The sequence below is a fragment of the Pseudomonas sp. M47T1 genome (genome assembly GCF_000263855.1).
In the GTDB taxonomy this organism is placed as follows: Bacteria; Pseudomonadota; Gammaproteobacteria; order Pseudomonadales; family Pseudomonadaceae; genus Aquipseudomonas.
In genome coordinates this window covers 104,406-127,477 of the sequence record NZ_AJWX01000011.1, presented here as the reverse complement: position 1 = coordinate 127,477, position 23,072 = coordinate 104,406, and the positions used below count along the sequence as shown (strand labels likewise).

Genomic DNA, 23,072 nt, shown 5'->3' with positions numbered 1-23,072 from the left:
CATTGCGGGGGCAATCCAGTCACATAGGCTGAAGGCCACAGTGATTTGCGGGAGCCTCCTCAAAATGGCAATTGGCGATATCGACGGCGACCTGCCGGCTACTTACAAGACCCGGCAGACGTCGTTCGATCAAACGAATCTGCCGGCCCAGTACCAAACAAATGGCCCCGTGGCTCGAGCAAGCCAGCAGCTTGCCGGGCAACCTGCTTCTCTGAGCCAGGTTGGTGCCGCTCCGCAACCGGCATCAGCTTCGACTGCGGCCGCGCCAGTTTCGCCTGCTCCTGCATCGTTGAGCCAGGTGGGCGCATCTGCGCAGACGCCTCCCAGTACGCTCACGCAACCAAACTTGACTCAACCGGCCACGCCATCGTTTCCCGGGCAGCCTCAGCAACCTGGGCAGTCGCCATCCTTGTTTGATGCGCAATCCAACGCTGCGGCCCTTGCTCAGCCATTGGTCAGCCTGCCACCGTCTCCATCAAACTATACGGCTCCGACAACCCCGGCTACACCGGCAACCCAACCAGCCTCGCAAGCCAGCGCCGCGCCGACCCTTAACGGGTACCAGCCAACCGGAATCGGGGCGGATCGCCAGGGTGGCCAGATCGTGGGGCGTGTGGGCGCTGATGGCGTGCCAGAGTTCACCAACAGCCAGAGCGCCCAACAACAAGCTGCCGGCCAGCCAACACTGAATGGCTTTGGCTCGGGCGGTAATTTCAGCGTCGGCGCGCCAGGTGATGCCGCCAGGGCCATGGCCGGCTATCAGCAACTGCATGACATGCGACAGCAGTGGGCGAACGAAGATCGCCTAAACACTGCGCTGGCAGAAAATGCGCGCAACAACAGCTTCAACGTGATTCACGACAGCAGCCGGCCGCTTTCGCTGCAGGATCGCCAGACCGACGCATCTCTGGATCAAATGCGCGCGAACAGCCTTCAGAATGTCCAGATGGCTCAGGGTGTTTATGACGACTCTGTGCAGCGCCAGGGGGCTCAGCAACAACAGCGCCAGGCGAGCCGATTGGAAAACCTGCAAGCAGCAGCGCTTGCGCCTGGCGCGTCTGCAGCTGATCGGGCGGCGTACCAGCAGGCTGTCGATCCGACCGGAGAGAAAGCCCTGTCTCGGCAGCTGACCCAGGCCAAAATTGATCAAACGAATGCCGAAGCGAACAAAACACGGGCGGATGCCAGTGGCACGTCGCCAGCGGCGCAGCTTACCCAGATGAAGCTCGACACCGCCAAGCAGCAGCAAGCACAGGCCGCACAGGATCGGCAGAAAGCTCAAGCAGGGCAGGTTGCCACGATCGATCAGGCGCTTGGGTCAGTGGACTCACTGCTGGGAACGAAGGTTGATCCAAACAACCCCAACGGGCCTCGTCTTGATGAGGATCCAGGGCTTTCTTCTGCGGTTGGGCTTCAATCGTTGATTCCTACAAGGCCCGGATCAAAGTCAGCTGACTTTGAGTCTCGTCTCGACACGCTCAAGGCGCAGACTTTCCTTCCCCAGGTGGCGCTCTTGAAAGGGCAGGGCGCCCTTTCTGATGCGGAGGGCAAAAAGCTGTCGGATTCGGTTGGTGCTCTGTCGACAAAAATGAGCCCAGAGGCCTTCAGAAAGTCCCTTTTAGATATCCGGTCTTCTTTCGCGGCAGCTCGGGCGCGCGCTGCTGCCAACGGTGCCGCTCCAGCGGCTGGTGCGACACAAGCAAGCTCCGGTCCAGCGCAGGTTTCATCTGAGGCCGCCTATGCAGCGCTCCCACCTGGCGCGGAATACCTTGATCCTCAGGGCAATCACCGGAGAAAACCATAATGGCATCCTGGGATAACGACCCGATCATCAACCCCGCACCTGTATCTCCTGAGCAGGATCAGAACCAAGCGACCGCGCCACTGCCGCCTGTGGCCTATGCACAGCCTATTGGTGGCATTGCTGCGCAGCCGATTAATTCCTCGCCGCAGGCCTCGGTGCAGGCGCCTCCGGCAGCCAATCCTTGGGATAGCGACCCAATTATCACGCCGGCACCGGTCGCTAAGCAGCCATCGGCTGGGGTGCCGGCCGCAGCCCCGAGTCAATCTGCCGCGGTGAAGGAGTCGCCTGGCCTCCTGAGCCGCATAGGTAACTTCTTTACGGGGGCGGACAGACAGACGCGTGCCACCAATGAGCTTCCAGAGCTTCAGAATTCTGGGATTCTTGCCGGGGCAGGGGTTTCTCCAGAGAAAGCAGCACAGATCAGCGCCACGCTGCTGACCACCTACGACCCAGCAGAAGCAGCCAAAATTCTGCAGGCCGCTTCGCCTGATATTGGGGTTGAGACGGACGAGAAGGGCAACTACATCGTCGCCAATAACAAAACTGGCGCCCGAGCTGTTGTTAACAAGCCCGGCGCCTCCGGCATCGATGCTTTGCAGGCAGCCGGCACCGCAGCGCTGTTCACTCCTGCGGGGAGAGCTGCTGGCCTGGTTGGGGGAGGCTTGCTGAAAGGCGCAGCTGCCGCAGCTGGCGCTTCCGCCGCGACTGAAGCTGGCGCACAGCTTGCTCAGGCGGCCGCAGGTGGCGACTTCGACCCAGCGGATGTTGCTTTGGCCGGTGTGGCTGGCGCTGGAGGCGAGGCAGTTGCTCGTGGCATTGGTGCGCTTGGGGATGCCGCTCGCAGCGCCATTGCTGGGCGGCAGACCCAGGCCTCGCAGCTTCGCTCGGACTTTGATGCGGCACTTGCAGGTGGTGAAGCCCCGGATGCGGCCGCGCAGCGTCTTCTGTCGCAATTCCCGGATGCTCCACCGCTTCCCGTGCCAACTGCAGATACCGCAGCTAATGCTGTGGTTGACGCCTCGCAGGCTGGTAAGCGGCGGCAACTGCCCACGATAGATCAGTTGTCGGCCGAGGCCGCGCCAGATCCGAATATTTTGGCAGCTGCGCAGCGCCTGGGTATTGATGATCAGCTCATCCCCTCGCAGTACTCCTCCAGCCAGCCTTACAGGGAAATTGAGCAGGGTCTGGCCTCAATACCTGGTAGTCAGCTGAACGCACAGCAGAGGCAGGCGTATACCTCGCTGGCTCAAAAAGCAGACGACCTGATCACCCAGTACGGCGGCACTCTTGATAAGGGGGCGCTATCTGACGAATTCAAGGGCGTAGCTCGCACTACTTTAGATGATCTGGGGAGTTCCTCGGAGGCGCTGCATGGCCAGGTAGCCCGGACCATTCCTCGCGATACAGCAGCCAGCACAGATAACTCACTCGCGTACCTAAACAACCAGCTGAGCGGAATAAACGGCGACACTTCCATGCTTGATCCTGCGCTGAGACGTGCGCACAAAATACTTACTGCCGACCCTGACAGCGGAAAGCCGCTTGTTCCTGTGGCTGGACTGAAGCTCCCCGACCGATATGCGGCGCCGGCACGAAACCTATCCGCTGAGGCAGACCAGGTTATTACTGATCTTGGCGGCAGCTACGACAAAGCTGCGTTTTCCGACCAGTACAAGCGCCAAGCGCTTGGGGCAGTCAAAGACCTCGAGGATCAATCGAACGGCCTCTATGATCAGGTCAACAAGGCTATTCCGGGAACATCCCAAGTACCGGCATCAAAAACGATTGCCTACATCCAGGGGCGACAAGCTCAACTCGGCGAGTCTCAGCTTTTAAATAGAGATCAACGTCGGGCCTTGAGCATATTGGCCCCGAAAACAATAACAGTGCCAAAGGGCTCGCTTTTCCCAGGGCAGGTAGAAAACCGGGTAATCAACCCGAACTACGCAGCCCTTGATCTTCTGCGAAAGCAAATCGGGCAAGGTTACAAAAAAAGCGGACCGTTTGCCGATATGGACAGCCGTGACTTGGACGCTCTGTATGGCTCCCTGAGCAAGGATCAGGAGGCTTATCTGGGATCCGTAAGCCCTGATGTTCTCCAAAGTTACAACACGGCGAAGTCTTTGGTTGCGCAAAGAAAAGGTCTTGAGGAGGGAGTTACGGCGGCAATCGGCAAGGATCAGACCGGCGCGATTGCGAACACTGTTAGCTCGGCGGTGAGAAAGCTGGCTGATGGTGATTTTCAAGCCTATGACCAGGTTTTGAGCCGCATACCTCCCCAGATGCAACAGCAAGCCGTCTCGACAGCCCTTGGCGATGTGTTGAGCGGCGGAAAAGGGAATGGGCTCAATGTTCCGGCATTCACTGGTTGGTTCGACAAGATCAACTCCAACCCAGAGGCGATGGCACGTATTGCCCAGGTGATACCCCAGGACGCCATGGACCGGCTTTCCGTGCTGGCCACCAGCGGAAAAACCCTCCAAGGCCTTGCATCTGGAGATGTGGTCGATCCGTTTGTACGCGCGCCAAGTTATGGCACGCTGGACAAGCTGCGGTCGGAGCTCGCTGCAAAATTGAGATCGGGAAATCTGCCGGAGGATCAGCAAAGCGCTTTGCAGGGACTACACAGTGCCCTGCTCACTGATCAAGGGAAAATTGCTGCAAATCATGGACTGCAGGGGACATTCTTGTCTGCGGTCCAGGCAGACGAGAAGCGCGCGCTGATGAGTCGCAGCTTTTCGGATCTGATCGGTAAGGATCTTGATGGAGCGATCACGGCGAAGCTGGGACCCGCAGTAAGGCAGCTTGCGACCGGGGATTTTAAGGGGTTCGACAGTGCTATACAGAAAATTCCCGATGCTCAGCGGCAGCGGGCCGTACTGACCTCGCTGAATGATGCGTTCACATCTGGCAGTCGAGCCGAAAAACAATTGAGCGCGCCAGGCTTTGTGGATTGGTATGCCAGCCTGGGGCGGAATCAGGCAGCCAAAGACCGCCTGTTGAAGTACTTGCCGGCGGATGCCGCTACACGCCTGGATGATATTTACACAGTTGCGAAAGGGATGCGTGACGCTTCGAAAGAGCGCATCACCACTGGGCGGATCAACGCGCTGCTCGATAACTTCGCCAACGATGGTGGGATGTTGGGCAAGTTGTGGGACGTGGGGAAGAAAGCAGCCGCAGCGGAAGGGGTGACGAGTAGCCTGGGCATTCCTGGCACTGGTACGGTCGGTGTACTGGTGTCGACCTTGAACAAGCAGAAGACGCCCATCGCAGAGGCGGCCGGCAATCTGCTGTCGAGCCAGCGATTCCGGGACGCCCTCAACACCTATGCTCGCTCAGGCGGCAACGCCAATGCGGCGGTCTCGGCGCAGGAGAAGCGTCTAATGCGAACATTCGCCTACAAGAGATGGGCTGCCGCTCTGGGGGATACAGCAAAGTCTCGCGTTGCCACTGTCGGCCCGCTCAACTATCTCACCGAAAAGTCGGCGAGCGATTGAATTGTGTTCTCGTTATACTGGGATCCACTAGCCAGGGACCCGGAGGGCGGCATGCAGCACGTAAAAATCAGATTCGCCCGAAAGACTGGGTTTCGCCGGCTCTGGATTGTTGCATCAATCATCTGGGTGATTGCCAGCAGCCTGTTCCTCTGGGGCCTGAATCAGTCGGCTTCAATGATTGCCACTATCGTTGCCGTTCCGCCTGTCGCGGTTTACGCCCTAGCCGCAGCCCTCGTTTGGGTGATTGAGGGATTTGCCCGGGCCGAGCGGTGATCCCGCAGCCATAATTACGATTTTTTATCCCAGCCGACAACAAATCCATTTTCGAGCGTAACCCGCAGGCGATAGCGATTAGTGCCTTGGCTATCGTATTTCCATATCTCCCGTGATACTTGCTTAAGGTATTTTTGGTCGATCGCCGCCGGTTCACCCACTGAGTCGAATAGCTGAGCAGCGGTCATCCCCTCCCAAATCAAGCTTTTCATGATGTTTTTTACGACGGTATCGTCGTTGTACTTCTCAAGCAGGTAAGAAAGACGCAGGGCGGTTTCTTCGTTCTTTTTTTGAAGAAGAATCTCAGCCTTTGTGGGGCGCATTCGGCACTCTTGGCGCTCAGCTACCGTGAGTACTCGTCGAGATCCAGAGGACATTTGCGAAACGACGCAGTCATCCTCAAGTGCTTCAATTAAAGCAGCTGTTCTGTTGTATCCAATTTTCAGATGGCGTTGTAGTGCTGTCAGGCTGCAACTACCTGAGGAGACAACGAACTCTGCCGCCAATCGATATAGCTCATCTTCGTTCGCCGATAACTCAGGTAGTTGAAGTGGCGGCAACTCTTCCAGTCCCAATAGCTTTTTCCACCAAGACATCTGGACCTCCTTGTTAAAGGCGTGGCAACCGCCTCTCTGGTATACATTCCGATGTTCGGCCTATGCGTTTGGCATGAGTTTATGCGGTCGGCGCTCCAATGACGAGCTTCTAACGCGGGTTGCAGACCAGATCCAGTCACATACGCTCGCCGGAAATCGCAGGAGATTTCCATGGGCGCGCCCGTCATCGACATCACCATCACCAAGGGCAAGACCTTTGAGTTCGCGTATCGCTACGCCGATGAGGCCTTGGTGTACAAGGCGATTTCGGCAATGCCCAGCGCAACACCGGTCCGCCTCACTGTGGTGGGGCACGGCATCCCTGATGGCTGGCCCCTACGCATTGAGGGCGTCAAGCAGCCATTCGAGCTGAACTCTGACCCGGACGACTGCGCCGGCTTCCAGATTGCCACGGTGATCGACTCCAACACCATCGAGCTCAACCGCCTCAGTGCCGATGGTTGGCGAGCCTACACCTCTGGCGGATTCGTCGTTTTCAATGCGCCATACGACCTGGCAGGCCATTCGGCTCGCATGCAGGTTCGCGACCGCATCGGCGGGACTGTGTTGCTGACCTTGGACTCCGATAGCACCGCAGATCGTGACGGGACACTCACCCTGGATGCCGATCTGTCCGCCATCGTCGCCAAGCTCGACCCGGCCGTTACCTCAGAAATCGACTGGAAGACCGTTGTATATGACCTGGAACTGAAGACGGCTGCCGGCGACATCTATCCTGTCACTGGCGTCAGCGCCGTGCGCGTCACCCCCGAGGTGACCCAGTGAATTCCGCCTTTGTAATCCGTGGAGCAGGGCAGGGCCAGTGCCGCCAAGGCGGCCCCTTCACAATCATGGCTGGCCAGCGTGGCGCCCAAGGCGTGCCCGGCGAGTCTACCCCCACGGTGACCCGCCAGGCCGCTGCGGACACGAGCGCTCTGCGACTTGTTTACGAAAGCCAGGCGCTGGCATACCTCGTCGATCCAGCCGCTGAAACCATCTTCCAGGTCGTCGGTATTTCGCTTAACGGAGCGGCCTTGGGCGCTGACCTGGCCATCCAGACGGAAGGTTTCATCGACGACTCTGGCTGTTCTTGGACGGAAGGCCTGGTCTTTGCCGGTCCTAACGGCACCCTCACACAAACACCGCCCACCTCAGGCTATGAGCTTGTCGTCGGCACCGCTTCAAGCCCAACCCGCCTCAACATCCACCTCGAAGAGCCAGTCCTGCTGGCGTAGGAGATTCAAATGGTAGACAAAGTCCTCCAGCGGGTAGCTGGCAAGACTCAGCAGTACACTCCCGTGATCACCTCGGCGGGAGCAGCTTCGGCCGGGAAGATCCCGGCCCTGGGTTCGGACGGCAAGCTGGACAGCTCGATGTACAACTCGGGTAGCGGTACCACCACCCAGTCGATCGTGGCCAGCGAGGCGCTGTCGGCCGGTGCGTTCGTGAACAAGTACTCGAACGGTGGGACGATCAACGTCCGCCTGGCGGACAACAGCAACTCTCGCCCTGCCCATGGGTTCGTGCTGACCGCCGTTGCCTCGGCAGCCAACGCCACGGTGTACCCGCTGGACGGGATCAACACCGCGCTGACCGGCCTGACCCCAGGGACCGATTACTACCTGGGCACCGCGGGCGGCGTCGTGACTGCGCTCGACGCCACCGCCGCGACCGCCGGCACCCTCGACCAGAAACTGGGCGTGGCGTACAGCGCGACTGAGCTGGATACTGAAGACTACGACTACGTGGTGCTGTAATGGCGAACCGTCTCCCGCTGGTCCGCGACACGGGCAAATCCCGGCAGATGGCCTCGGGGGATGCATTGCTGCTGCCAGGCGCGCTATACGGCCCGGCACCGGTAGCCGTTGCTAGTGAGGCATTCCCATCGCTGTACGCAGCGAACAGCAACACCGTGACGGTCACTGGGACAACGACGATCACTGGTTTCTACCTAGGCGCCGGAAGCGTTCCAGCGGGTACTGAGTGGACAGTGACGTTTTCCGGAAGCCTGACGCTAACCCACAACGACGCAAACGGTTACCACATTCTGTGCCTTTCTGGTGCTGATGTAGTAACCCAACCGGGTGACGTAGCAGTATTTCAAAAAACTGGTTCTAGCAACGAAGCCAAAATGGTCTCATACAGTCGGTACGACGGCACAGCGCTGGTAGCTGGGTCTGTATCTGGCGTTCTGAAATTGGACGGCAGCACCACCATGACCGGCGCCGTAAACGAGGCGCCGACGGTCTCCATGACAGCTGCTGCGACGACCGACATTGGGGCGGCAGCGGGCAACACTATTTCTCTGGGCGGCGTCGCGACCATCACCAGACTCGGCACACCCGCGTCTGCAGGTTTGCGCCGGACGTTGCTGCTGACGGCCCAGACCTTGGTCCACGACGCCACCTACCTAGTGCTCCCAGGCTCAGCCAACATAACGGCGCAGAGCGGCGACAGTGCCGACTTCGTTTCGACGGCGGCCGGCGGCTGGAAGTGCACACGGTACACCCGCAACGACGGTACGCCCTTGGTACCTTACTGGCCCGGCGGGACTGTAACTACAGCGATCAACGACGCGGCCGAAGTGAGCATTGCGTCTGCGGCAACTTGCGCCGTTGGTGCTGCTGCTTCGAGCAACGTGGTGATCGGTGGCAATGCCGCCATCAGCGCCTTCGACACCATGGGCGTCGGCGGCGCACGCCGTGTTCTGCGGTTCGTCACTGCGCTGACTCTGACACACGACGCGACCAAGCTGATCCTGCCCGGTGGCGCAAACATCACCACGGCAGCCGGCGACTTCGCCGAGTTCGAGTGCATGGACGGAACCAACTGGCGCTGCCTGTGGTACAGCCGCGCGGACGGCACCCCGCTGGTAGGTGGGTCCGACAGCACCAAACTGCCGTTGGCGGGCGGGCGGATGACGGGCCCCATTAACGAGGCCGCGCTGGCTTACGTTACCGGCTCTGGCACCACTATCGACCTAGCCACCTCGACTTCAAACACCGTTCTTGTCAACGGCACCGGGGCGTACGGTAGCCTGGGTTCGGTGGTATCGGGAGCAGTGCGCCGCCTTTACTTCCAGCAATCCTGCACGCTGACCAACAACAGCGCTTTGGTTCTGCCGGGAGGCGCCGACATCGCGGTGGCGTACGGGGATTGTGGCGAGTTCGTTTCTCAGGGCAGCGGGTATTGGGTGTGCTCGAACTACCAACGGGCCAGCGGTGCGCCTGTCGCACCCGCCGCGGACGCCACCAAGCTGCCTCTGGCCGGCGGCAAGATGACCGGCGCCTTGAACTTGGCCACGGCCGTCACTCTGGCCTCAGCCGCAACAGTGGCTATCGGCGCTGCCGCAGCGAACACGATCAACATCAGCGGTACCACCACGATCACTGCGTTCGACACCATCGCCGCCGGTGCGCGCCGGGTCGTTGTTTTTGCAGGCGTCCTGACCCTGACTTACAGCGCCACCGCGCTGATCCTGCCGACGGCCGCCAGTATCACGACGGCCGCGGGCGACACGGCCGAGTTTGAGAGCCTGGGCAGCGGGAACTGGAAATGCTTGTGGTATCAGCGCGCCACCGGCCTTGATCTGACTCTAGGAACAGCGTCGCAATTACTCGCCAGCACCAGTAACGCCACAGCCGGCGTACCCGCGCTGACAGCCGCCGGCGGGCAGGTGACGCTATCATTGACGGGCACCACCGCCCGGGGGAACTTGGCAATGGCGACCCCTGCGGCCGATGGCGCTGGGGTTGTGGCTGGTACCGTAACTGCTTCGGGTGGGCCTAGCACTGCTGGGGCTACAGAGACCAGGGTAGGGTTGTTCTACTTCGCAACAGACGGCTCAACAGCGACAGCTCGTGGCGGGGCGTTCAACGTGAGCCTGAAAGCAGACGGAGCATCGGGGGCTTTTACCCCTAGGCTCTCTATCAATAACGCAGGTGTAGTGACTCCTGGCGCAGACAACTCACAGTCCCTGGGCAGTTCCAGTCTCCGTTGGTCGGTGGTCTACGCTGGCACTGGTACTATCAGCACCTCCGACGCCCGCGACAAAACGGCAGTGGCGGCGCTAACCGACTCCGAATTAGCCGCTGCGAAGGCGCTGTCAGCGGAGATCGGCACGTATAAATTCCTGGCAGCGGTTGCCGCCAAGGGTGACGACGCTCGCCTACACGCCGGCATGACTGTGCAGCGTGCCATGGAAATCATGACTGCCAACGGCTTGGAACCGCTCGACTACGGTTTCATTTGCCACGACACTTGGGAGGCTGTTGACGAAGTGCTGGATGAGGATGGAACAATAATCGTGGCAGCTAAAGAGGCCGGGGATAAGTACTCGTTTCGGCCTGACGAATTGCTGGTGTTCATGGCGCGCGGTTTCGATGCGCGATTGGCTGCGCTCGAAGCCGCGCCCGTTACGTCTTGACCGGAACGCTTAGCCTGTAGACGGCCGAGCAGACTGAATGGCGAGCATGCCTTCCACTTCGTGCAGGCATGCTACGCCCGAGAGGCCGTTCTGATAGAAGCGGTGTCTGCCGGTACCTACACCGCCGATCTGCTGGATGCTCAGGTCAGCGCTACCGTGACAGACGGGTGGCCAGCGCAAACTTGAAAAATGATGCGGACTGGGTGTTCGAATTTAGCTTGGGAATCCACGAGGTGGTTTGCCAGTTTTTGAGAAAAACATATAGTTATGCAAGTCTGCACTATATGGTGCGCTAGCAACACCAAAAAATACAAAGTTTGGTAGCTCGCCATCGAAAACTATGTAGGCAGATCTGGATGGGGTTAATGGACCCTCTTGGCCAAAATAAGAGTAGTCATCATCGAGGATTTTAATGCTGCTCTCTATAGCGGTGAGTTTAGTGAGGCTATGCGCTCCGCCATTAGAAGGACCTTGCCCATATGATAAAAACTTTCCTTCTTTGGTGGCTCCAACTCGCCAGTAACTTAGCTCCCCAAACCTGGGGCGAAACTCTATGGCGTTCCTACCAATTACGCCACAGTAATTTTCATGGACCTTGAAGACGTAAGGTGCTTGCTGGCTCGCTGAGCGAGGAGGAGGCACTTGATTAATGCCTGATTTAATTGCCTCCTTCCAGTTTGGGTCATTAAGACTTACCAATAGTCGGGTTGACAATGATTTTGGGAGGTCCGAAACCGAAACATTATGTAGTAAACCAATTATTGGAAGGTTGGAGCCTTCTTTGCTTAATGCTTCTTGGAGCGCATAGGCTAACTCTTCTTGGCAAGCTTTACTTGCTAAGCTGGCTGGTGTGATTAAATAAGCCCATCCTGAAATTATCGAAGCGTCAATGTGTTTGTCAATCTGGCTCCAGATGTGTTGGCCGGGAACTATTGCTATTTTATCGTATTTTGTGGGGATTCCATGTGCTTCTATTTCTTGGATTAAATAATCGAAGTCATTCTCCGTGTTGTCTGCCCACGCGTAAGTCACCCATAGAGGCTTGTCCATAAAAAGTTCCATTTACTAGCCAAAGGAGGAAGGAATATAGCCTAAGCCTTGAAAAAAATGCGATGTCTCAGAAATTTTTCACGACGAATTGCGCATCGCAATAAATTATTGCGCGCCAACCAACATTGACCGGCCAAAGCAGCTCTCGGATACTGTTTGTATATACAGTATTTCGAGCGCTGGAAATGAACGACCTCATCGACGACGAAGCCTTCTCCTTTGGCTCGCCCACGCCACTGGAGATGTACCAGCACCAGTGCAGGCTGCTGGAGGCTGAATTGAACGAGGGGCGCCGGGAACTGCTCGCGGCCCGGCAGCGAATCGCCAGGCTGGTGGCGATGGCCGATGAGCTGGTGCGCGAGCGGGATTCTCTCCGAGTCGCGCTGCGCCTGCGGGACATTGGCTGATGTACGTGCTTGTGACGCGCCGCAGGCACCTAGGCGTTGGCCTGGATCAGGCGGCCGTGCGTAGCGCGGAGGCGATCAAGGGCGATATCGAGGTCAGGCTGGACAAGGCCCCATGCCTGGGCAGGGAGGCGAACATCGCTCAAATGCGACCGGTCGACCCCATGTGTGCGTCACCCTTGCCGCTGCTGTACGACGCGACCATGACCTGGATGTCGACCAACGGTTTCGTGCTCAGCGGCGTGGAGGAGGTCGACGGCGTGATGTACGCCCAGTCGTGGTGGTGCAGGGAGACGTAATCTCTTTCCGAAACGTTGTTTGGTCGCGAACGGACGTAAGGGGGGGCATGGTGTCGACACGGATGGGGGAATGCTAGAAAAGAAAAAGCCCGGCAGGTGCCGGGCTTTTTCTTCACTGATTAGGCTAAAGATGCCTGCAGTGTAACTTCACCATTTCGAATGACAGCTCTAGCCACCACTCGCTCTGCAGCCACCGGGCGGTCCTCCCGTCGAGAGGAGGATTGAGACATGATCTTTCCGCTTCGCTCGTGATCCTGCGGGGCGGTAGGTGCTCCTGCATGACTTGGAAGGCTGCCGACGTTCATCAGATTGTCATAGATCATGTGCGTACCCTGTGTGGTTGTGAGTGAGCTCAGGCTCATTAAGCATCTTGAAGCCCTCACCGCGGCGCAGCACCCCAATATGGGTTCTACCGCCAACTGTAGGAATGCCACGGCCGAAGCGCTGCATTCCAGATTGTGTATTTACGAGCAGCTCTACGAAATCGATTGCGTACTGCGTAGAGAGGTCTTGGAATTGGACGTCTGTTTGTGCGCCATCCCAAAGCGGTGCCCTAGGCGTGTCCATGAAATCTACCGCCAGACCCTCGGGTATCTGGACCCCGCTTGCTGTCAAAGATTCAACCATCGTCACCAGTGCTTTGTTGCGTGCCTCTTGAACAGACTGCTCAAATTGGCTTTGCACCGAGTTTTTGACGCCGTGATCGACTCCGAGCAAAATTCGTTCCACAAAATCTGCCTGCCCAGCCCAAGTAGCACCGCAGTGGTCGCCGACAGGAAATACATCGGTGACTGCCTCTGCTGGAATATCGATCTTGAAGACTCGACCATAAGCGTCATGTGAGCAGTTGCCCGCTACGATGAACTGTAGTGGGGGGAGCAGATTACGCAAGCTTGGGTCGGTACCTTGGAAATCGACTTCCGTCTCCCAAGCAGAACGTACGTGGGCATAAAATGACTGAGCAACCTGCTCTGTCGACTCAAAAATGGTACCCGCAGTCCCGTTGTGTTCGCAGAACCGCTTACCAATCTCCGCAATCGTCAGACCGCTCAGGGTGGCCTTACCTGCTGTAACGGCCGCTACCGCAAAACCTTGATGTTCAAACAAGGGGAACATTTTGTTCACGCCACCGTAAACGTTGGTAACCACGCTGCGGAGGTCTTCGACCGGGACGAGTCGACGTCCCTCTGAGTCCAAAAGCTCATTTCCATCGGCATCCCTAGCGAAACCTATTCCGTTTCTGAGAGGGAATGCAGCTGTCTCAACGACGCTCGAGAGGCTATCGCAGCCGAGAATGATCACATCTCGCGTCGCTATCGCAATATTAATCGTCACCAATTTCGCTCCTTGCGGTAAGTCGCGGGAGTATGGTTATGGTGGCATTATGGATCAAGGATTTTCTGGCGACTGCCACTACCGTTTGTCTAGCGGGACGATGACGCTCAAGCAAGGATTTCCCCCCTTAGCCGCCCCATTTAGCGCATATGAAGTACACCGTCTAGTCCGCACTTCAGCCCTCCTTGGCGATCTCTTCAAGCGCGTAGCCGATTACTTCAGTAGCCGCATCCAGGCCATCAAGTGCGTCGCGGGCCTTGGCTGCTGCATCGCCGCCGCCATTCTGCTCGGCCCAGATCGCCAGTTCTTCGATAGCAGCCCCAAGCGCCAGGTTGGATTTGACCTGAGCGACCATCAGTTTCTGCAGCATCTCAATTGCGGTCATCGAATTCCCTCCGGTGTAAATCGGAGGGTAGCACTGCTTTTCGTGGAGGTGTTTTTACAGTCGGCAGGACGCCGTAAGGAAATGTTTGAAGCGGGGAAATAGGTGCTGATATGCAGGATCGGCATGAGCCCGTCAATCGCGAGGTGATACCGTTTTTGATACCAATCGGTGCTTTTGGTCGATCGTATTTGATCGCTGATGAGCATTTAGGCCCCGGAAATACTGATCATCAGCGAACACCACCGCCCATTTAGGACTGCATGGTGATGTTAGCTGTGGAGATCAAAGGGCTTACCTATCAATAACTTGGGGCGCAAACGTCGACAGCAGCATCGGGCCGTGAGGTCGAGCTGCGGGGGAGGTGTATGCGGGGGTCAAACCGGATATTGAGGGTATTGTCTCATAGCTGCGCCGCTCGTGCAGCGCCAGATCGCCTGCAAAACGGTCGCCGCCGCCTGGTGGCAGCGACAACCCGCGCAGCCGTCAGACGAACTGCTGAACGCCCGAGGCGCCACGCGGCAGGCGGCAGCGGTTCGGCAGGCCGGTCAGGCGCTCACGCCAGTTGGCCTGGAAGCAGAACCCGGCCTGCGCGGCCGGTGCGGCCTTGGCAACGGCTTGGGCCTGCATCCGCTGTTTGCGGATTTGCGCCAGCGAAGGGGTAGTGTTCTTCTGGGCAGCAGGTGCACCTGCATCGGCCTTGCCCAGGGACTTTAGGCAGGATTTGCAGGAAACGTCCTCAGGGTTCGTGCAGCTGACGACGTTGGGGGTGTTGCGACCGCAAGCGATATCGCTGCCGTTCGATGAGTAGTGTGTAACCAAACCGTTTTCTCCAAGCATTTGAAAATCCGATCAATTTTCTCACACTAAAGGGCCCTCTGCCGAGTCGGGTGTGCTCAACGGCATGATCAGGCCGGCGCCCTCGTTGCGTACATTGCCCACTTCGCGGCCCACGCGGTACCACTGGAAGTCCGTTACCGGACGGCTTTCGTGGCGGGCCATGGCTTCAGCCTGGGCGGCCTCCAGGTGTGGATCGAGCCAGGCGCGGGCAGCGTCGGGGGCCAACACCACCGGGCGGCGATCGTGGATCTCGAGCATGCCCTGGTCGCTGGCGTCGGTGACGATCACGAAGCCGTCGTTGGCCTGCGATACCTGGGCCAAGGCTGCAAAGAACAGCGGCGCGCCAGTGTTTAGCCGTATGAACCAGGGCTGCTTCAGTTTGGGCTGCTGGGCATCCTTGACCCATTCATACCAGCCGTCTGCCGGCACCAGCACGCGCCCTGAGGGCCAGATGCCTTTGAAGAAACGGCTGGTGGCCACGGTTTCCACCCGGGCGTTGATGGGCGCTGGGCGCTTGTCCATGGCCCAGCTGGGGGCCCAGCCCCAGCGGATGGCGTCGATGCGCAGGCCCTGCTCATCCTGGCGCAGCACCGGTACGCGGGTGGTGGGGGCGACGTTGTAGCGCGCTGTCTGCGGCGGCGAACCGGGCAGGGCGCGGGTGATGAAGTCCAGTTCCAGCAGGTACTGATCCATTCGTGCCGCCTGTGAGAAGCGTCCGCACATCGGCAAATCCTCCGTTGGTAGGGAAAGCGTAGCAGGGTAGGAAAGTTCGCAGCTAGAATGCTGTATATAAACACAGTATTTCGAGTATGACCATGCACATGCTGATCACCCCCCGCCGTCGCGAAGGCGCCCCCTTGCCCGGCGATGAAGTGCGTCGCACGCCGCCGTTCAAGGGCGATGTCGAGGTTACCAGCCAGGTGATGGCCTGCCTGGGCCGCCTGGCGCATGTGGCGCGGATTCGGCCGGCCGACCCGCTGGGCCCCGAGGTGTTACCGGCGCTGATGGACGTGAGCCTGTCCTGGATGTCCACCAACGGCTTTGTGCTTAGCGGCATCGAGGACGTGGGCGGCAAGCTCTACGCGCAGTCCTGGTGGTGCCGCGAAGGGTGACGGCGAATGGCTGCAAAAAAGTGCCGAACGGCAGGGAACGAAAGCCGTTGTGGCCGCCCTAAGTTTTTTTGCGCAGCCGTGGGGGCGGATGGAATGGCAATGTTATTGACGGTGGCCGTGGCGTCTGGTGCGGCAGGGGTATTGGCCTGGACGGCGGGGGAAGCACGGCGTTGGCAGGTCCGCCAACGCGATACTCAGCCCATACCGTGTGCGCCTACGGGCCAGGGCGCGCAGATCTGCGGTGAGATGCTGCTGGCCCTGACGCTGATGCTGTTGGCGGTGCATTTCTGCAGTTGAACCGTTAGTCGTCGAGCGCCTTCGCCGCCTCGACACCTTTGGCGGTCAGTTTGACCGGGTACGTCACCGCAGGCAGGTGGTCGTTGATGCTGACCGTGCCATGGTGGATGTAGCCTTCGTCCTGCAGGTGCTTGAGCATTCCGGCCACGGCTTTTTCACCGGTGAAATTGTCCAGCACTTCCTTGCCCAGGCCTTGGGGATGGGCGTGCAGCAGGCGGGTGAGTACTTCTTTTTCCAGTGGTTTGTTGCTCATGAATACCTCAGGCGGCGTGCGGGCGCGCAGGGATTGCGCGGCGTCCTTATAAAGTCCGACCGGACCGCAGCGCAGGGATTCATTCGGATATGCGCGCAGCCTGACGGTAGCAGCGACGCAACTCCTTGGGGCGGTAGCGATCAAAATGAAACCTGTCACTGACCAAGCCAAAGGTGCGCCATGACCTCCGATCCCCTCGACCGCTCCAAAAATCCCTTGGCCCCCGACCCGGTGCCTGATGCGCGACCTGGCGATGAAAACCTGCCGCCCACCCCGCTGGACGAAGACCCGGAGTTGGACCCCGACAAGGTCCGCACCGAGACCGGTGATGACGATATGAGCCCTGACGACCCTCGTTGAACCGCGCGCCCGCCCGATGCTAACCTGCCAGGCCAACCTGCCTGGAGCCATGCGCATGAACCTTGCGACCCTTCTGCTGTTCGTGCCTGCCTGTTTTGCCTTGAACATGGCGCCCGGCCCCAATAACCTGCTGTCACTGAACAATGCCAGCCGTTATGGCTTTGGCACGTCTTGCCTTGCAGGGGGCGGCAGGCTGCTGGCGTTCGCCGGCATGATTGCCCTGGCGGCCATGGGGCTGGCGGTGGTGCTGCATGCGTCGGCGGAATTGTTTCTGATCATCAAGGTAGTGGGCGCGCTGTACCTGTTTTACCTTGGCGTGCAGTTGTGGCGCGCGCCCGTGGACGGTCAGGCACCCGCTGGGCCGGGCAATGGAGGCTTGTTCAGGTTGGCGGGGCAGGAGTTTTTGGTTGCAGCCGGCAATCCGAAGGCAATTTTGATATTTACTGCCTTCCTGCCGCAATTCGTCAACGTCGACGGGCCCACGTCGGTAGGCCAGCAGTTCCTGTGGCTGGGTGTGATGTTCCTCATGCTCGAGTGGCTGGCCATTGCCATCTATGCCTGGTTGGGCAGCCACCTGCAACGCTGGTTCAACCAGCCGCGGCCGCGTCGGATGTTTAATCGCGGCAGCGCGCTGCTGCTCGGTTGCGCCGGGGTCGGGCTGCTGGCCGCTCGCCGCTGAGCCCGCTTACCCACTGACGCGCACGCCCACTGTGCCGCCAAGTGCCTGTTGATCGTTGGCGTCAAGGCTGCGGCTGTAGCCCAGGCTGAGGTTGACGCTGACCTCGGCGGTCCGTGCAACGAGGGTGTTGCCGAGCCGCTCCATTGCTGGCGCAGATGGCTGCCGAAGGTCCGTGCCCAGCCAGCACTGCCTGCAAACAACCAGCCGTTTGCATGACATGGGGAAGGTCCGACGTCGAGGCAGATAAGGCGGTTAGAGGTGTGTGTCACAAACGGGACAGCTTTAAGCACTGACAGTGAAAACAAAAAAAGAGGCCAGTGCCCTCGGGGTTGGGGATCTCCGGGCATTGACCACTCAAAGGGCAAACGTCGAGCCTTCCTGTCTCGACGGTGTAACGATAGCCTTCGCGCTAATGATGAGCCAGCTAACAATTAGTGAAACACCTTTTCATGGGTTGCAATAATAGGATCCACCTTTCTCGTGGCTCTTTGATTCAGTCGTGAGGCGGTTCCACGCCCAGTTGGGTCCACATGCGTTCCGTCAGGCGCTGCCGGTAGTTGTAGCCGTGCCAGGGGTCTGTGGTTTGTTGCTCAAGGCGTTGGAGAATGTTGCCGACGTGCCAGTGCTGCGCGCTGCTGACGCTTTCAAGTTCATCACGGCTGATGGGCGTGGAAATGGGCAGGCCCGGGCGAGCGCGGACTGAATAAGCGGCCACGGTACTGGCACCACGCTGATTGCGCAGGTAGTCGACGAAAATGCGGCCGGCGCGGGACCGCGGGCCCTGGGCGGCGGTAAAGCGCTCGGGCATTTGTGTCATCAGGTAGTGGGCTATGGCCTTGGCAAAAGCCAGCACGCGGTTCCAGCGGGCATGCCGCGCCAGGGGCACGATCAGGTGCATGCCCTTGCCACCGCTGGTCTTGACGTAGCCGCGCAGGCCCAGGCCGTCGAGCAGCGCCAGCGTTTGCAGGGTGGCGTCCTGAACGGTGCGCCACGGCAGCGCCGGGTCGGGGTCCAGGTCCAGCACCAGACGGTCGGGCAGGTCGAGGCGGTCGCGGCTGGCACCCCAGGCGTGAAACTCCACCGCGCCGCGTTGAACAGCTTCGATCAGCGCCGGCAAGTGGTCAATCTGCATCAGCGGGGCGTGGCCCGGGTCAAGGGCGGTCGGCAGCAGGTTGATGTGCGGCAGTGTCAAATGTTCGGTATGGCGTTGCAAAAACAGGTCGCCTTCCACCCCTTGCGGGGCGCGCATCAGGGCCACCGGGCGTTCCTTGAGCTGTGGCAGCAACCAGCCGGCGAGCCGCTGGTAGAAACGCGCCAGCTCCACCTTGCTGAACTGGCTGGCGCGGTCGACGATGCGCTCGGGGGTGCTGAGGGAAACGCCAGCTACCGATTCGCGGTGGCCATCGCCGAAGTCATGGTGCGGGTCATCGGTGTGGCGCGCCTGGCTTTCGGTCATCGGCGGGGTAGGGCTGTCTTCGCTCAGGCAGTCCAGCTTGATCCAGTCCAGGTTGCGTTCACCGTCGTGGTAGTGGCTGCCACGGCGCTTACCGATTACTCCCTCATGGTTCAGCGTGCATACCCCCTCCAGCACGTCCAGCGTATTGGCGGTAAAGCTTTCGGAGTAACGCAGCAGTGGGTGGCGTGAACCGCTCAGCAGCTTTTTCAGGCGCGTGCGGCGCGCCTCCAGCGGTTGCTCCCTGAGGTCCTGGCCGTTGTGAAAGGGCAGGTCAAACAAATAGTACTGCAGGTCCAGGCAGCGGCCCGACTCAAACGCCTCTTGCAGTGCCAGGTAGTCGGCGACGCCGTCGGCGTTGGCTTGCACCAGTTTGCCGTCCAGCCAGCAGTCGCTCAGGTTCAGGGCCGCAATGGCAGCGGCTTGGCGGGGCAGGTCGGCGGTCCAGTCCAACCCCTCGCGATTGAACAGGCGCACCTCACCGCCACTGATGCGGCTCATCAGCCGGTAGCCGTCGTGTTTGATCTCGTACAGCCAGTCGCCTTCAGGCGGCTGCTCGACTCGGGTGGCTCGTTGCGGCGCCAGGCTCGAAGGCAGGGGAAGTGGCTCTGAGGGGGTGTCAGCAGCGGCGCTGCGACGGTCTTCGCTCAACGACTTGGCCATGGGGACGTTTCCTGGGGCTGAAGCTCGGCGTCTGCATTAGCAACACGATATTTCAGCTGACCATGGCAGGGCGGGCAAAGTTTCAACGCCGGGCAGGGGTGCAATTTGCAAGATGAATAACGGCAGCGTCTGCATTCTGCATGATGGCATTCGCGGCATCACGTGCCATGTCGTTGATTTTTAGCAAAGTGGGCTGAGCGTGGGTAGGGCACGGAACCTGCAACGATGTGTGCAGGATCCCACATCACCAGACCGGTGGTTCAGCGCGCCATCAGATAGCCATCTAGGCTGCGTTCAGCCCGCTGTAAAAATCACGGATGTCATCAATAAGAAATGGAGCTTTTGCCATGTTGTCCACCCTTGAACTGCGTAGCATCATTGAATCAAGTTTTCTGCCTATGCGTTGCCAATGCACCCAGGCACAGGATCATTCCCTGACGGTACGGGTGTTTGATCGAACGTCAGACCGGGTGGACCTTACGGTCACAGGCATCAACACGCAGCAACTGACCAGCAGCCGGGCGATTTCCAACCTGATTGCCGGGCTGCGCGAAGACCTCAAGCATCAGCACCTCAAGCAGCCACGCCGGGCCAACAACAGCTTTTGACCCGTGCGCCGCGCACCCTGAAAAAAACCGGCAGCCTTTCGGGGCTGCCGGTTTTTTATTGAAGCCGTTCAGCGTGACGTCTGTATCTGCCGCAGCATGGCCCGCTCGCCATTGCCCACGCTGATGAATGCCAGGCCCAGGCCAAATTCGGCAACCACCGAAATCAGGATGCCGGGGCCGGCGTGGCCGCTGAGCCAGTCATAAAGGCCCAGAAAGGCCATTGCCAGGCAGCCCACCATGAAACCACGCACCACACCTGCGCGGGCCGGCGACGGCGGGCAGTCGCGGACGCTGAAGAACATCACTCCGACGCCCAGCAGCAGCGCGGCGATGCGCCTGCCCATCAATGCCGCGGCTTCGCTGTGAGGGATGTCCCAGAAGGTCAGCAGGCGTTCGGCAGCCACCCCCCAGACCAAGGCCAGGACGAAGCACAGAAGGGTGCAAAAAAGGGCGAGGCGACGAAAAGTCAGCGGCATTTCTAGTCCTTGAAAAAGTCGTGCATCCAGCGGAGAGGTGGATAGTAGCGCGGTCGCGGTCGGTTGCGCAGCGGAATTTGGTAGTGGGACGGTGGTAGGGGTACAAAGGCGCCGATACATTTCGTGATCGTTGCCGGGTTGGCTGTTTCCAGGTGCGGCTGGCACACTGCGCAGCGATAACTCTGTCAATTCACGCCAGGAGGACGGCATGTCCATTACCCGTTACGGCACAGGCGGCTTCGGTGCCGGTGGCCAGCCACTGCCCTTCGCCCGCGCGGTGGAAGCCGATGGCTGGCTGCATGTGTCTGGCCAGGTGGCCATGGAAAACGGCGAGATCATCGACGGCGGCATCGTCGCCCAGACCCGCAAGACCCTGCAGAACCTGGTGGCCATCCTCAATGAAGCAGGCTATGGGCTTGAGCATGTGGTGCGCACCGGGGTGTGGCTGGACGATGCCCGCGACTTCTGGAGCTTCAACAAGGTCTTCGCCGAATACTTTCCCCCGCACCTGGCACCGGCCAGGGCTTGCGTGCAATCGAGCATGGTGGTGGATTGCAAGGTGGAAATCGACTGCATCGCTTATAAGCCCAAGTCTTGATCACCCTGTGGCAGGCACTGTCTTTTGCGGGAGCTGGCTTGCCAGCTAGCTTTTCGGGCCTCGACAGCTCGCTGGCAAGCCAGCTGCCACAAGGTTTACGCCCCCAGATGTTGCGGCCGACATTCTTCCCGGAGATCCCATCATGTTTGCAGTAGAGAAGGGCGCCGCCGTGCCCGGCGACAACCTGTTGACCAACGTCAGCCTGCCGGCGCTGGTGCTGCACCGCGAAGCGCTCGAGCACAACATCCGCTGGATGCAGGCCTTCGTCACCGCCAGCGGCGCCGTGCTGGCGCCCCATGGCAAGACCAGCATGGCGCCGGCGCTTTTCGAGCGTCAATTGCAGCAGGGCGCCTGGGGCATCACCCTGGCCACGGCGGTGCAAACCCACGCCGCCTACCTGGCTGGCGTACGCCGGGTACTGATGGCCAACCAGCTGGTGGGTGTGGCCAACATGCGCCTGGTGGCCGACCTGCTGCTCAACCCCGATTTCGATTTCCATTGCCTGGTGGATCACGTCGATCAGGTTGGCGCGCTGGGCGAGTTTTTCGCCCAGCGTGGCCAGCACCTCAACGTCATGATCGAATACGGGGTGGTTGGTGGCCGCTGTGGCTGCCGCAGCGAGGCCGAAGTCATGGCGCTGGCCACCGCGATTGCCGCGCAGCCGGCACTGCGCCTCACGGGGATCGAAGGCTACGAGGGCGTGATCCGCGGCGACCAGGAAGTGGGCGAGATCCGCGTCTTCGCCGCCTCGTTGGTGAGCCTGGCGTTGCAGTTGCAGGATGCCGGGGCCTTTGCGTTGGCAAAGCCGATTGTCACTGCGTCGGGGTCGGCCTGGTATGACCTGATTGCCGAGGCGTTTGACGCCCATGCCGCGCGTGGCCGTTTTCTCGCGGTGTTGCGCCCCGGCAGCTACGTGGCCCACGACCACGGTATCTACAAGGACGCCCAGCAAGGCGTGCTGGCCCGTCGTGAAGACTTGAGTGAAGGGCTGCGCCCGGCGCTGGAGGTGTGGGCCCATGTGCAGTCCCTGCCCGAGCCCGGCCATGCGGTGGTGGCGCTGGGCAAGCGTGACGTGGCCTACGATGCCGGGTTGCCGCAGCCGCTGATGCGTTACCAGGCGGGCGTGCTGGCCGCTGCGGGTGATGACGTGACGGCCTGCGTGGTGACCAAGGTCATGGACCAGCATGCGTTCATGACCGTAGCGCCCGGCGTGGAGCTGCACATAGGTGACATCATCGCCTTCGGCACTTCGCACCCGTGCCTCACGTTCGACAAGTGGCGGGTGGGGTGCATCGTCGATGAGCAGCTCAACGTGGTGGAGGCCTTTACCACGCAGTTCTGATGGTTGTGCGGCAAGACCGTGTTGCCAGGTTGGCCACAGGCACGACTCAATCGCGGTAGAACACCTGCACCAGGTGGTAACCGAACTTGCTCTTGATTGGGCCATGCACGGTGCGCAACGGCTTCTTGAAGATAACCTGGTCAATGGCGCCCACCATCTGGCCGGGTCGCACTTCGCCCAGGTCGCCGCCACGTTTGCCTGAAGGGCAGGTGGAGAACTTCTTGGCCAGCACGTCGAAGGCTTCGCCCTTGGCAATGCGCTGCTTGAGTTGTTCGGCCTCTTCGGCGGTTTTCACCAGAATGTGGCGAGCTTGAGCTTTCAT

The 23,072-nt window shown here is 59.9% G+C and carries 27 protein-coding genes; 16 read left to right on the top strand and 11 right to left on the bottom strand.

Annotated elements, in window-relative coordinates:
- Window positions 1-64 precede the first annotated feature (64 nt).
- Genes PMM47T1_RS29800 through PMM47T1_RS13755 form a run of 3 tightly spaced genes read left to right on the top strand, consistent with a single transcriptional unit; the run spans window position 65 to window position 5,577 of the window.
- Window positions 65-1,804 carry a hypothetical protein gene (locus PMM47T1_RS29800; protein ID WP_157213002.1) on the top strand — a complete coding sequence of 580 codons (1,740 nt, stop codon included), beginning with the start codon at window positions 65-67 and terminating at the stop codon, window positions 1,802-1,804.
- On the top strand, window positions 1,804-5,304 hold the full coding sequence (locus tag PMM47T1_RS13760; RefSeq protein WP_008369767.1) for a hypothetical protein: 3,501 nt from the start codon (window positions 1,804-1,806) through the stop codon (window positions 5,302-5,304). The genes PMM47T1_RS29800 and PMM47T1_RS13760 overlap by 1 nt, the downstream gene beginning before the upstream one ends.
- Before the next feature lie 51 nt (window positions 5,305-5,355).
- Window positions 5,356-5,577 (top strand): hypothetical protein, encoded by a 222-nt coding sequence (locus PMM47T1_RS13755; RefSeq protein ID WP_008369766.1) that lies wholly within the window; start codon window positions 5,356-5,358, stop codon window positions 5,575-5,577.
- Between the two features lie 14 nt (window positions 5,578-5,591).
- Here PMM47T1_RS13755 and PMM47T1_RS29085 read toward each other — a convergent pair whose 3' ends face one another.
- Window positions 5,592-6,173: a DNA translocase FtsK gene (locus PMM47T1_RS29085; RefSeq protein WP_081492649.1), complete on the bottom strand. Its 582-nt coding sequence runs from the start codon at window positions 6,171-6,173 to the stop codon at window positions 5,592-5,594.
- A 171-nt stretch (window positions 6,174-6,344) separates the two neighbouring features.
- Here PMM47T1_RS29085 and PMM47T1_RS13745 point away from each other — a divergent pair, with 171 nt between their 5' ends.
- The 4 genes from PMM47T1_RS13745 (at window position 6,345) to PMM47T1_RS28660 (ending at window position 10,599) form a co-directional block, all read left to right on the top strand.
- Window positions 6,345-6,959, top strand: coding sequence for a hypothetical protein (locus PMM47T1_RS13745; protein WP_008369762.1), 615 nt, complete (start codon window positions 6,345-6,347; stop codon window positions 6,957-6,959).
- A gap of 65 nt (window positions 6,960-7,024) precedes the next feature.
- Window positions 7,025-7,408: a hypothetical protein gene (locus PMM47T1_RS13740; RefSeq protein WP_008369759.1), complete on the top strand. Its 384-nt coding sequence runs from the start codon at window positions 7,025-7,027 to the stop codon at window positions 7,406-7,408.
- A 9-nt stretch (window positions 7,409-7,417) separates the two neighbouring features.
- A complete protein-coding gene (locus PMM47T1_RS13735; protein WP_008369757.1) occupies window positions 7,418-7,930 on the top strand; it encodes a hypothetical protein in 513 nt (170 codons plus the stop codon).
- Between the two features lie 233 nt (window positions 7,931-8,163).
- A complete protein-coding gene (locus tag PMM47T1_RS28660; RefSeq protein WP_157213001.1) occupies window positions 8,164-10,599 on the top strand; it encodes a tail fiber domain-containing protein in 2,436 nt (811 codons plus the stop codon).
- Window positions 10,600-10,812: 213 nt separating this feature from the next.
- Here the strand turns inward: PMM47T1_RS28660 and PMM47T1_RS29795 are convergent, their stop codons facing one another.
- The gene (locus PMM47T1_RS29795; protein ID WP_157213000.1) at window positions 10,813-11,649 is read right to left on the bottom strand and encodes a toll/interleukin-1 receptor domain-containing protein; all 837 of its coding nucleotides are present in this window, start codon (window positions 11,647-11,649) and stop codon (window positions 10,813-10,815) included.
- 185 nt (window positions 11,650-11,834) lie between these two features.
- Between PMM47T1_RS29795 and PMM47T1_RS13725 the strand changes: the two genes are divergently transcribed.
- Together PMM47T1_RS13725 and PMM47T1_RS13720 are read left to right on the top strand one after the other, a co-directional pair.
- The gene (locus PMM47T1_RS13725) at window positions 11,835-12,056 is read left to right on the top strand and encodes a hypothetical protein (RefSeq protein ID WP_008369754.1); all 222 of its coding nucleotides are present in this window, start codon (window positions 11,835-11,837) and stop codon (window positions 12,054-12,056) included.
- Window positions 12,056-12,352, top strand: a complete 297-nt coding sequence (locus PMM47T1_RS13720; protein WP_008369752.1) for a hypothetical protein — start codon at window positions 12,056-12,058, stop codon at window positions 12,350-12,352. Before PMM47T1_RS13725 ends, PMM47T1_RS13720 begins: the two co-directional genes overlap by 1 nt.
- Before the next feature lie 312 nt (window positions 12,353-12,664).
- Here PMM47T1_RS13720 and PMM47T1_RS13715 read toward each other — a convergent pair whose 3' ends face one another.
- The 4 genes from PMM47T1_RS13715 to PMM47T1_RS13700 all read right to left on the bottom strand — a co-directional run bounded on the left by PMM47T1_RS13715 (window position 12,665) and on the right by PMM47T1_RS13700 (window position 15,632).
- The gene (locus tag PMM47T1_RS13715) at window positions 12,665-13,687 is read right to left on the bottom strand and encodes a hypothetical protein (protein WP_008369750.1); all 1,023 of its coding nucleotides are present in this window, start codon (window positions 13,685-13,687) and stop codon (window positions 12,665-12,667) included.
- 175 nt (window positions 13,688-13,862) lie between these two features.
- The gene (locus PMM47T1_RS13710) at window positions 13,863-14,072 is read right to left on the bottom strand and encodes a hypothetical protein (RefSeq protein WP_008369748.1); all 210 of its coding nucleotides are present in this window, start codon (window positions 14,070-14,072) and stop codon (window positions 13,863-13,865) included.
- Between the two features lie 483 nt (window positions 14,073-14,555).
- Window positions 14,556-14,891, bottom strand: a complete 336-nt coding sequence (locus tag PMM47T1_RS13705) for a hypothetical protein (RefSeq protein ID WP_008369745.1) — start codon at window positions 14,889-14,891, stop codon at window positions 14,556-14,558.
- A gap of 39 nt (window positions 14,892-14,930) precedes the next feature.
- Window positions 14,931-15,632, bottom strand: coding sequence for an SOS response-associated peptidase (locus PMM47T1_RS13700; RefSeq protein ID WP_043301011.1), 702 nt, complete (start codon window positions 15,630-15,632; stop codon window positions 14,931-14,933).
- A 98-nt stretch (window positions 15,633-15,730) separates the two neighbouring features.
- On the opposite strand from PMM47T1_RS13700, the gene PMM47T1_RS13695 reads away from it, so the two are divergent.
- Both PMM47T1_RS13695 and PMM47T1_RS13690 read left to right on the top strand, forming a co-directional pair.
- Entirely contained in the window at window positions 15,731-16,021 is a 291-nt protein-coding gene (locus tag PMM47T1_RS13695; RefSeq protein ID WP_238536616.1) for a hypothetical protein, read from the top strand.
- Window positions 16,022-16,114: 93 nt separating this feature from the next.
- Window positions 16,115-16,318: a hypothetical protein gene (locus tag PMM47T1_RS13690; protein WP_157212999.1), complete on the top strand. Its 204-nt coding sequence runs from the start codon at window positions 16,115-16,117 to the stop codon at window positions 16,316-16,318.
- Window positions 16,319-16,322: 4 nt separating this feature from the next.
- Here the strand turns inward: PMM47T1_RS13690 and PMM47T1_RS13685 are convergent, their stop codons facing one another.
- Window positions 16,323-16,571 (bottom strand): hypothetical protein, encoded by a 249-nt coding sequence (locus PMM47T1_RS13685; RefSeq protein WP_008369736.1) that lies wholly within the window; start codon window positions 16,569-16,571, stop codon window positions 16,323-16,325.
- A 180-nt stretch (window positions 16,572-16,751) separates the two neighbouring features.
- Here PMM47T1_RS13685 and PMM47T1_RS13680 point away from each other — a divergent pair, with 180 nt between their 5' ends.
- The gene (locus PMM47T1_RS13680) at window positions 16,752-16,931 is read left to right on the top strand and encodes a hypothetical protein (RefSeq protein WP_043301010.1); all 180 of its coding nucleotides are present in this window, start codon (window positions 16,752-16,754) and stop codon (window positions 16,929-16,931) included.
- A 55-nt stretch (window positions 16,932-16,986) separates the two neighbouring features.
- Window positions 16,987-17,610, top strand: coding sequence for a LysE family translocator (locus PMM47T1_RS13675; RefSeq protein WP_008369734.1), 624 nt, complete (start codon window positions 16,987-16,989; stop codon window positions 17,608-17,610).
- A 6-nt stretch (window positions 17,611-17,616) separates the two neighbouring features.
- Here PMM47T1_RS13675 and PMM47T1_RS29790 read toward each other — a convergent pair whose 3' ends face one another.
- Together PMM47T1_RS29790 and ligD are read right to left on the bottom strand one after the other, a co-directional pair.
- The gene (locus PMM47T1_RS29790; RefSeq protein ID WP_157212998.1) at window positions 17,617-17,754 is read right to left on the bottom strand and encodes a hypothetical protein; all 138 of its coding nucleotides are present in this window, start codon (window positions 17,752-17,754) and stop codon (window positions 17,617-17,619) included.
- 349 nt (window positions 17,755-18,103) lie between these two features.
- Complete coding sequence (ligD, locus tag PMM47T1_RS13670; RefSeq protein ID WP_008369732.1) at window positions 18,104-19,726, bottom strand: non-homologous end-joining DNA ligase; 1,623 nt, start codon at window positions 19,724-19,726, stop codon at window positions 18,104-18,106.
- A 347-nt stretch (window positions 19,727-20,073) separates the two neighbouring features.
- Between ligD and PMM47T1_RS13665 the strand changes: the two genes are divergently transcribed.
- Entirely contained in the window at window positions 20,074-20,334 is a 261-nt protein-coding gene (locus tag PMM47T1_RS13665; RefSeq protein WP_008369730.1) for a DUF1652 domain-containing protein, read from the top strand.
- A 68-nt stretch (window positions 20,335-20,402) separates the two neighbouring features.
- Here the strand turns inward: PMM47T1_RS13665 and PMM47T1_RS13660 are convergent, their stop codons facing one another.
- Window positions 20,403-20,810 (bottom strand): hypothetical protein, encoded by a 408-nt coding sequence (locus tag PMM47T1_RS13660; RefSeq protein ID WP_008369729.1) that lies wholly within the window; start codon window positions 20,808-20,810, stop codon window positions 20,403-20,405.
- Window positions 20,811-21,018: 208 nt separating this feature from the next.
- Here PMM47T1_RS13660 and PMM47T1_RS13655 point away from each other — a divergent pair, with 208 nt between their 5' ends.
- Together PMM47T1_RS13655 and PMM47T1_RS13650 are read left to right on the top strand one after the other, a co-directional pair.
- A complete protein-coding gene (locus PMM47T1_RS13655) occupies window positions 21,019-21,408 on the top strand; it encodes a RidA family protein (RefSeq protein ID WP_008369726.1) in 390 nt (129 codons plus the stop codon).
- A 142-nt stretch (window positions 21,409-21,550) separates the two neighbouring features.
- Window positions 21,551-22,750: an amino acid deaminase gene (locus PMM47T1_RS13650; protein WP_008369724.1), complete on the top strand. Its 1,200-nt coding sequence runs from the start codon at window positions 21,551-21,553 to the stop codon at window positions 22,748-22,750.
- 46 nt (window positions 22,751-22,796) lie between these two features.
- On the opposite strand, the gene PMM47T1_RS13645 is transcribed toward PMM47T1_RS13650, so the two are convergent.
- Window positions 22,797-23,072, bottom strand: a complete 276-nt coding sequence (locus tag PMM47T1_RS13645) for a peptidylprolyl isomerase (RefSeq protein WP_008369722.1) — start codon at window positions 23,070-23,072, stop codon at window positions 22,797-22,799.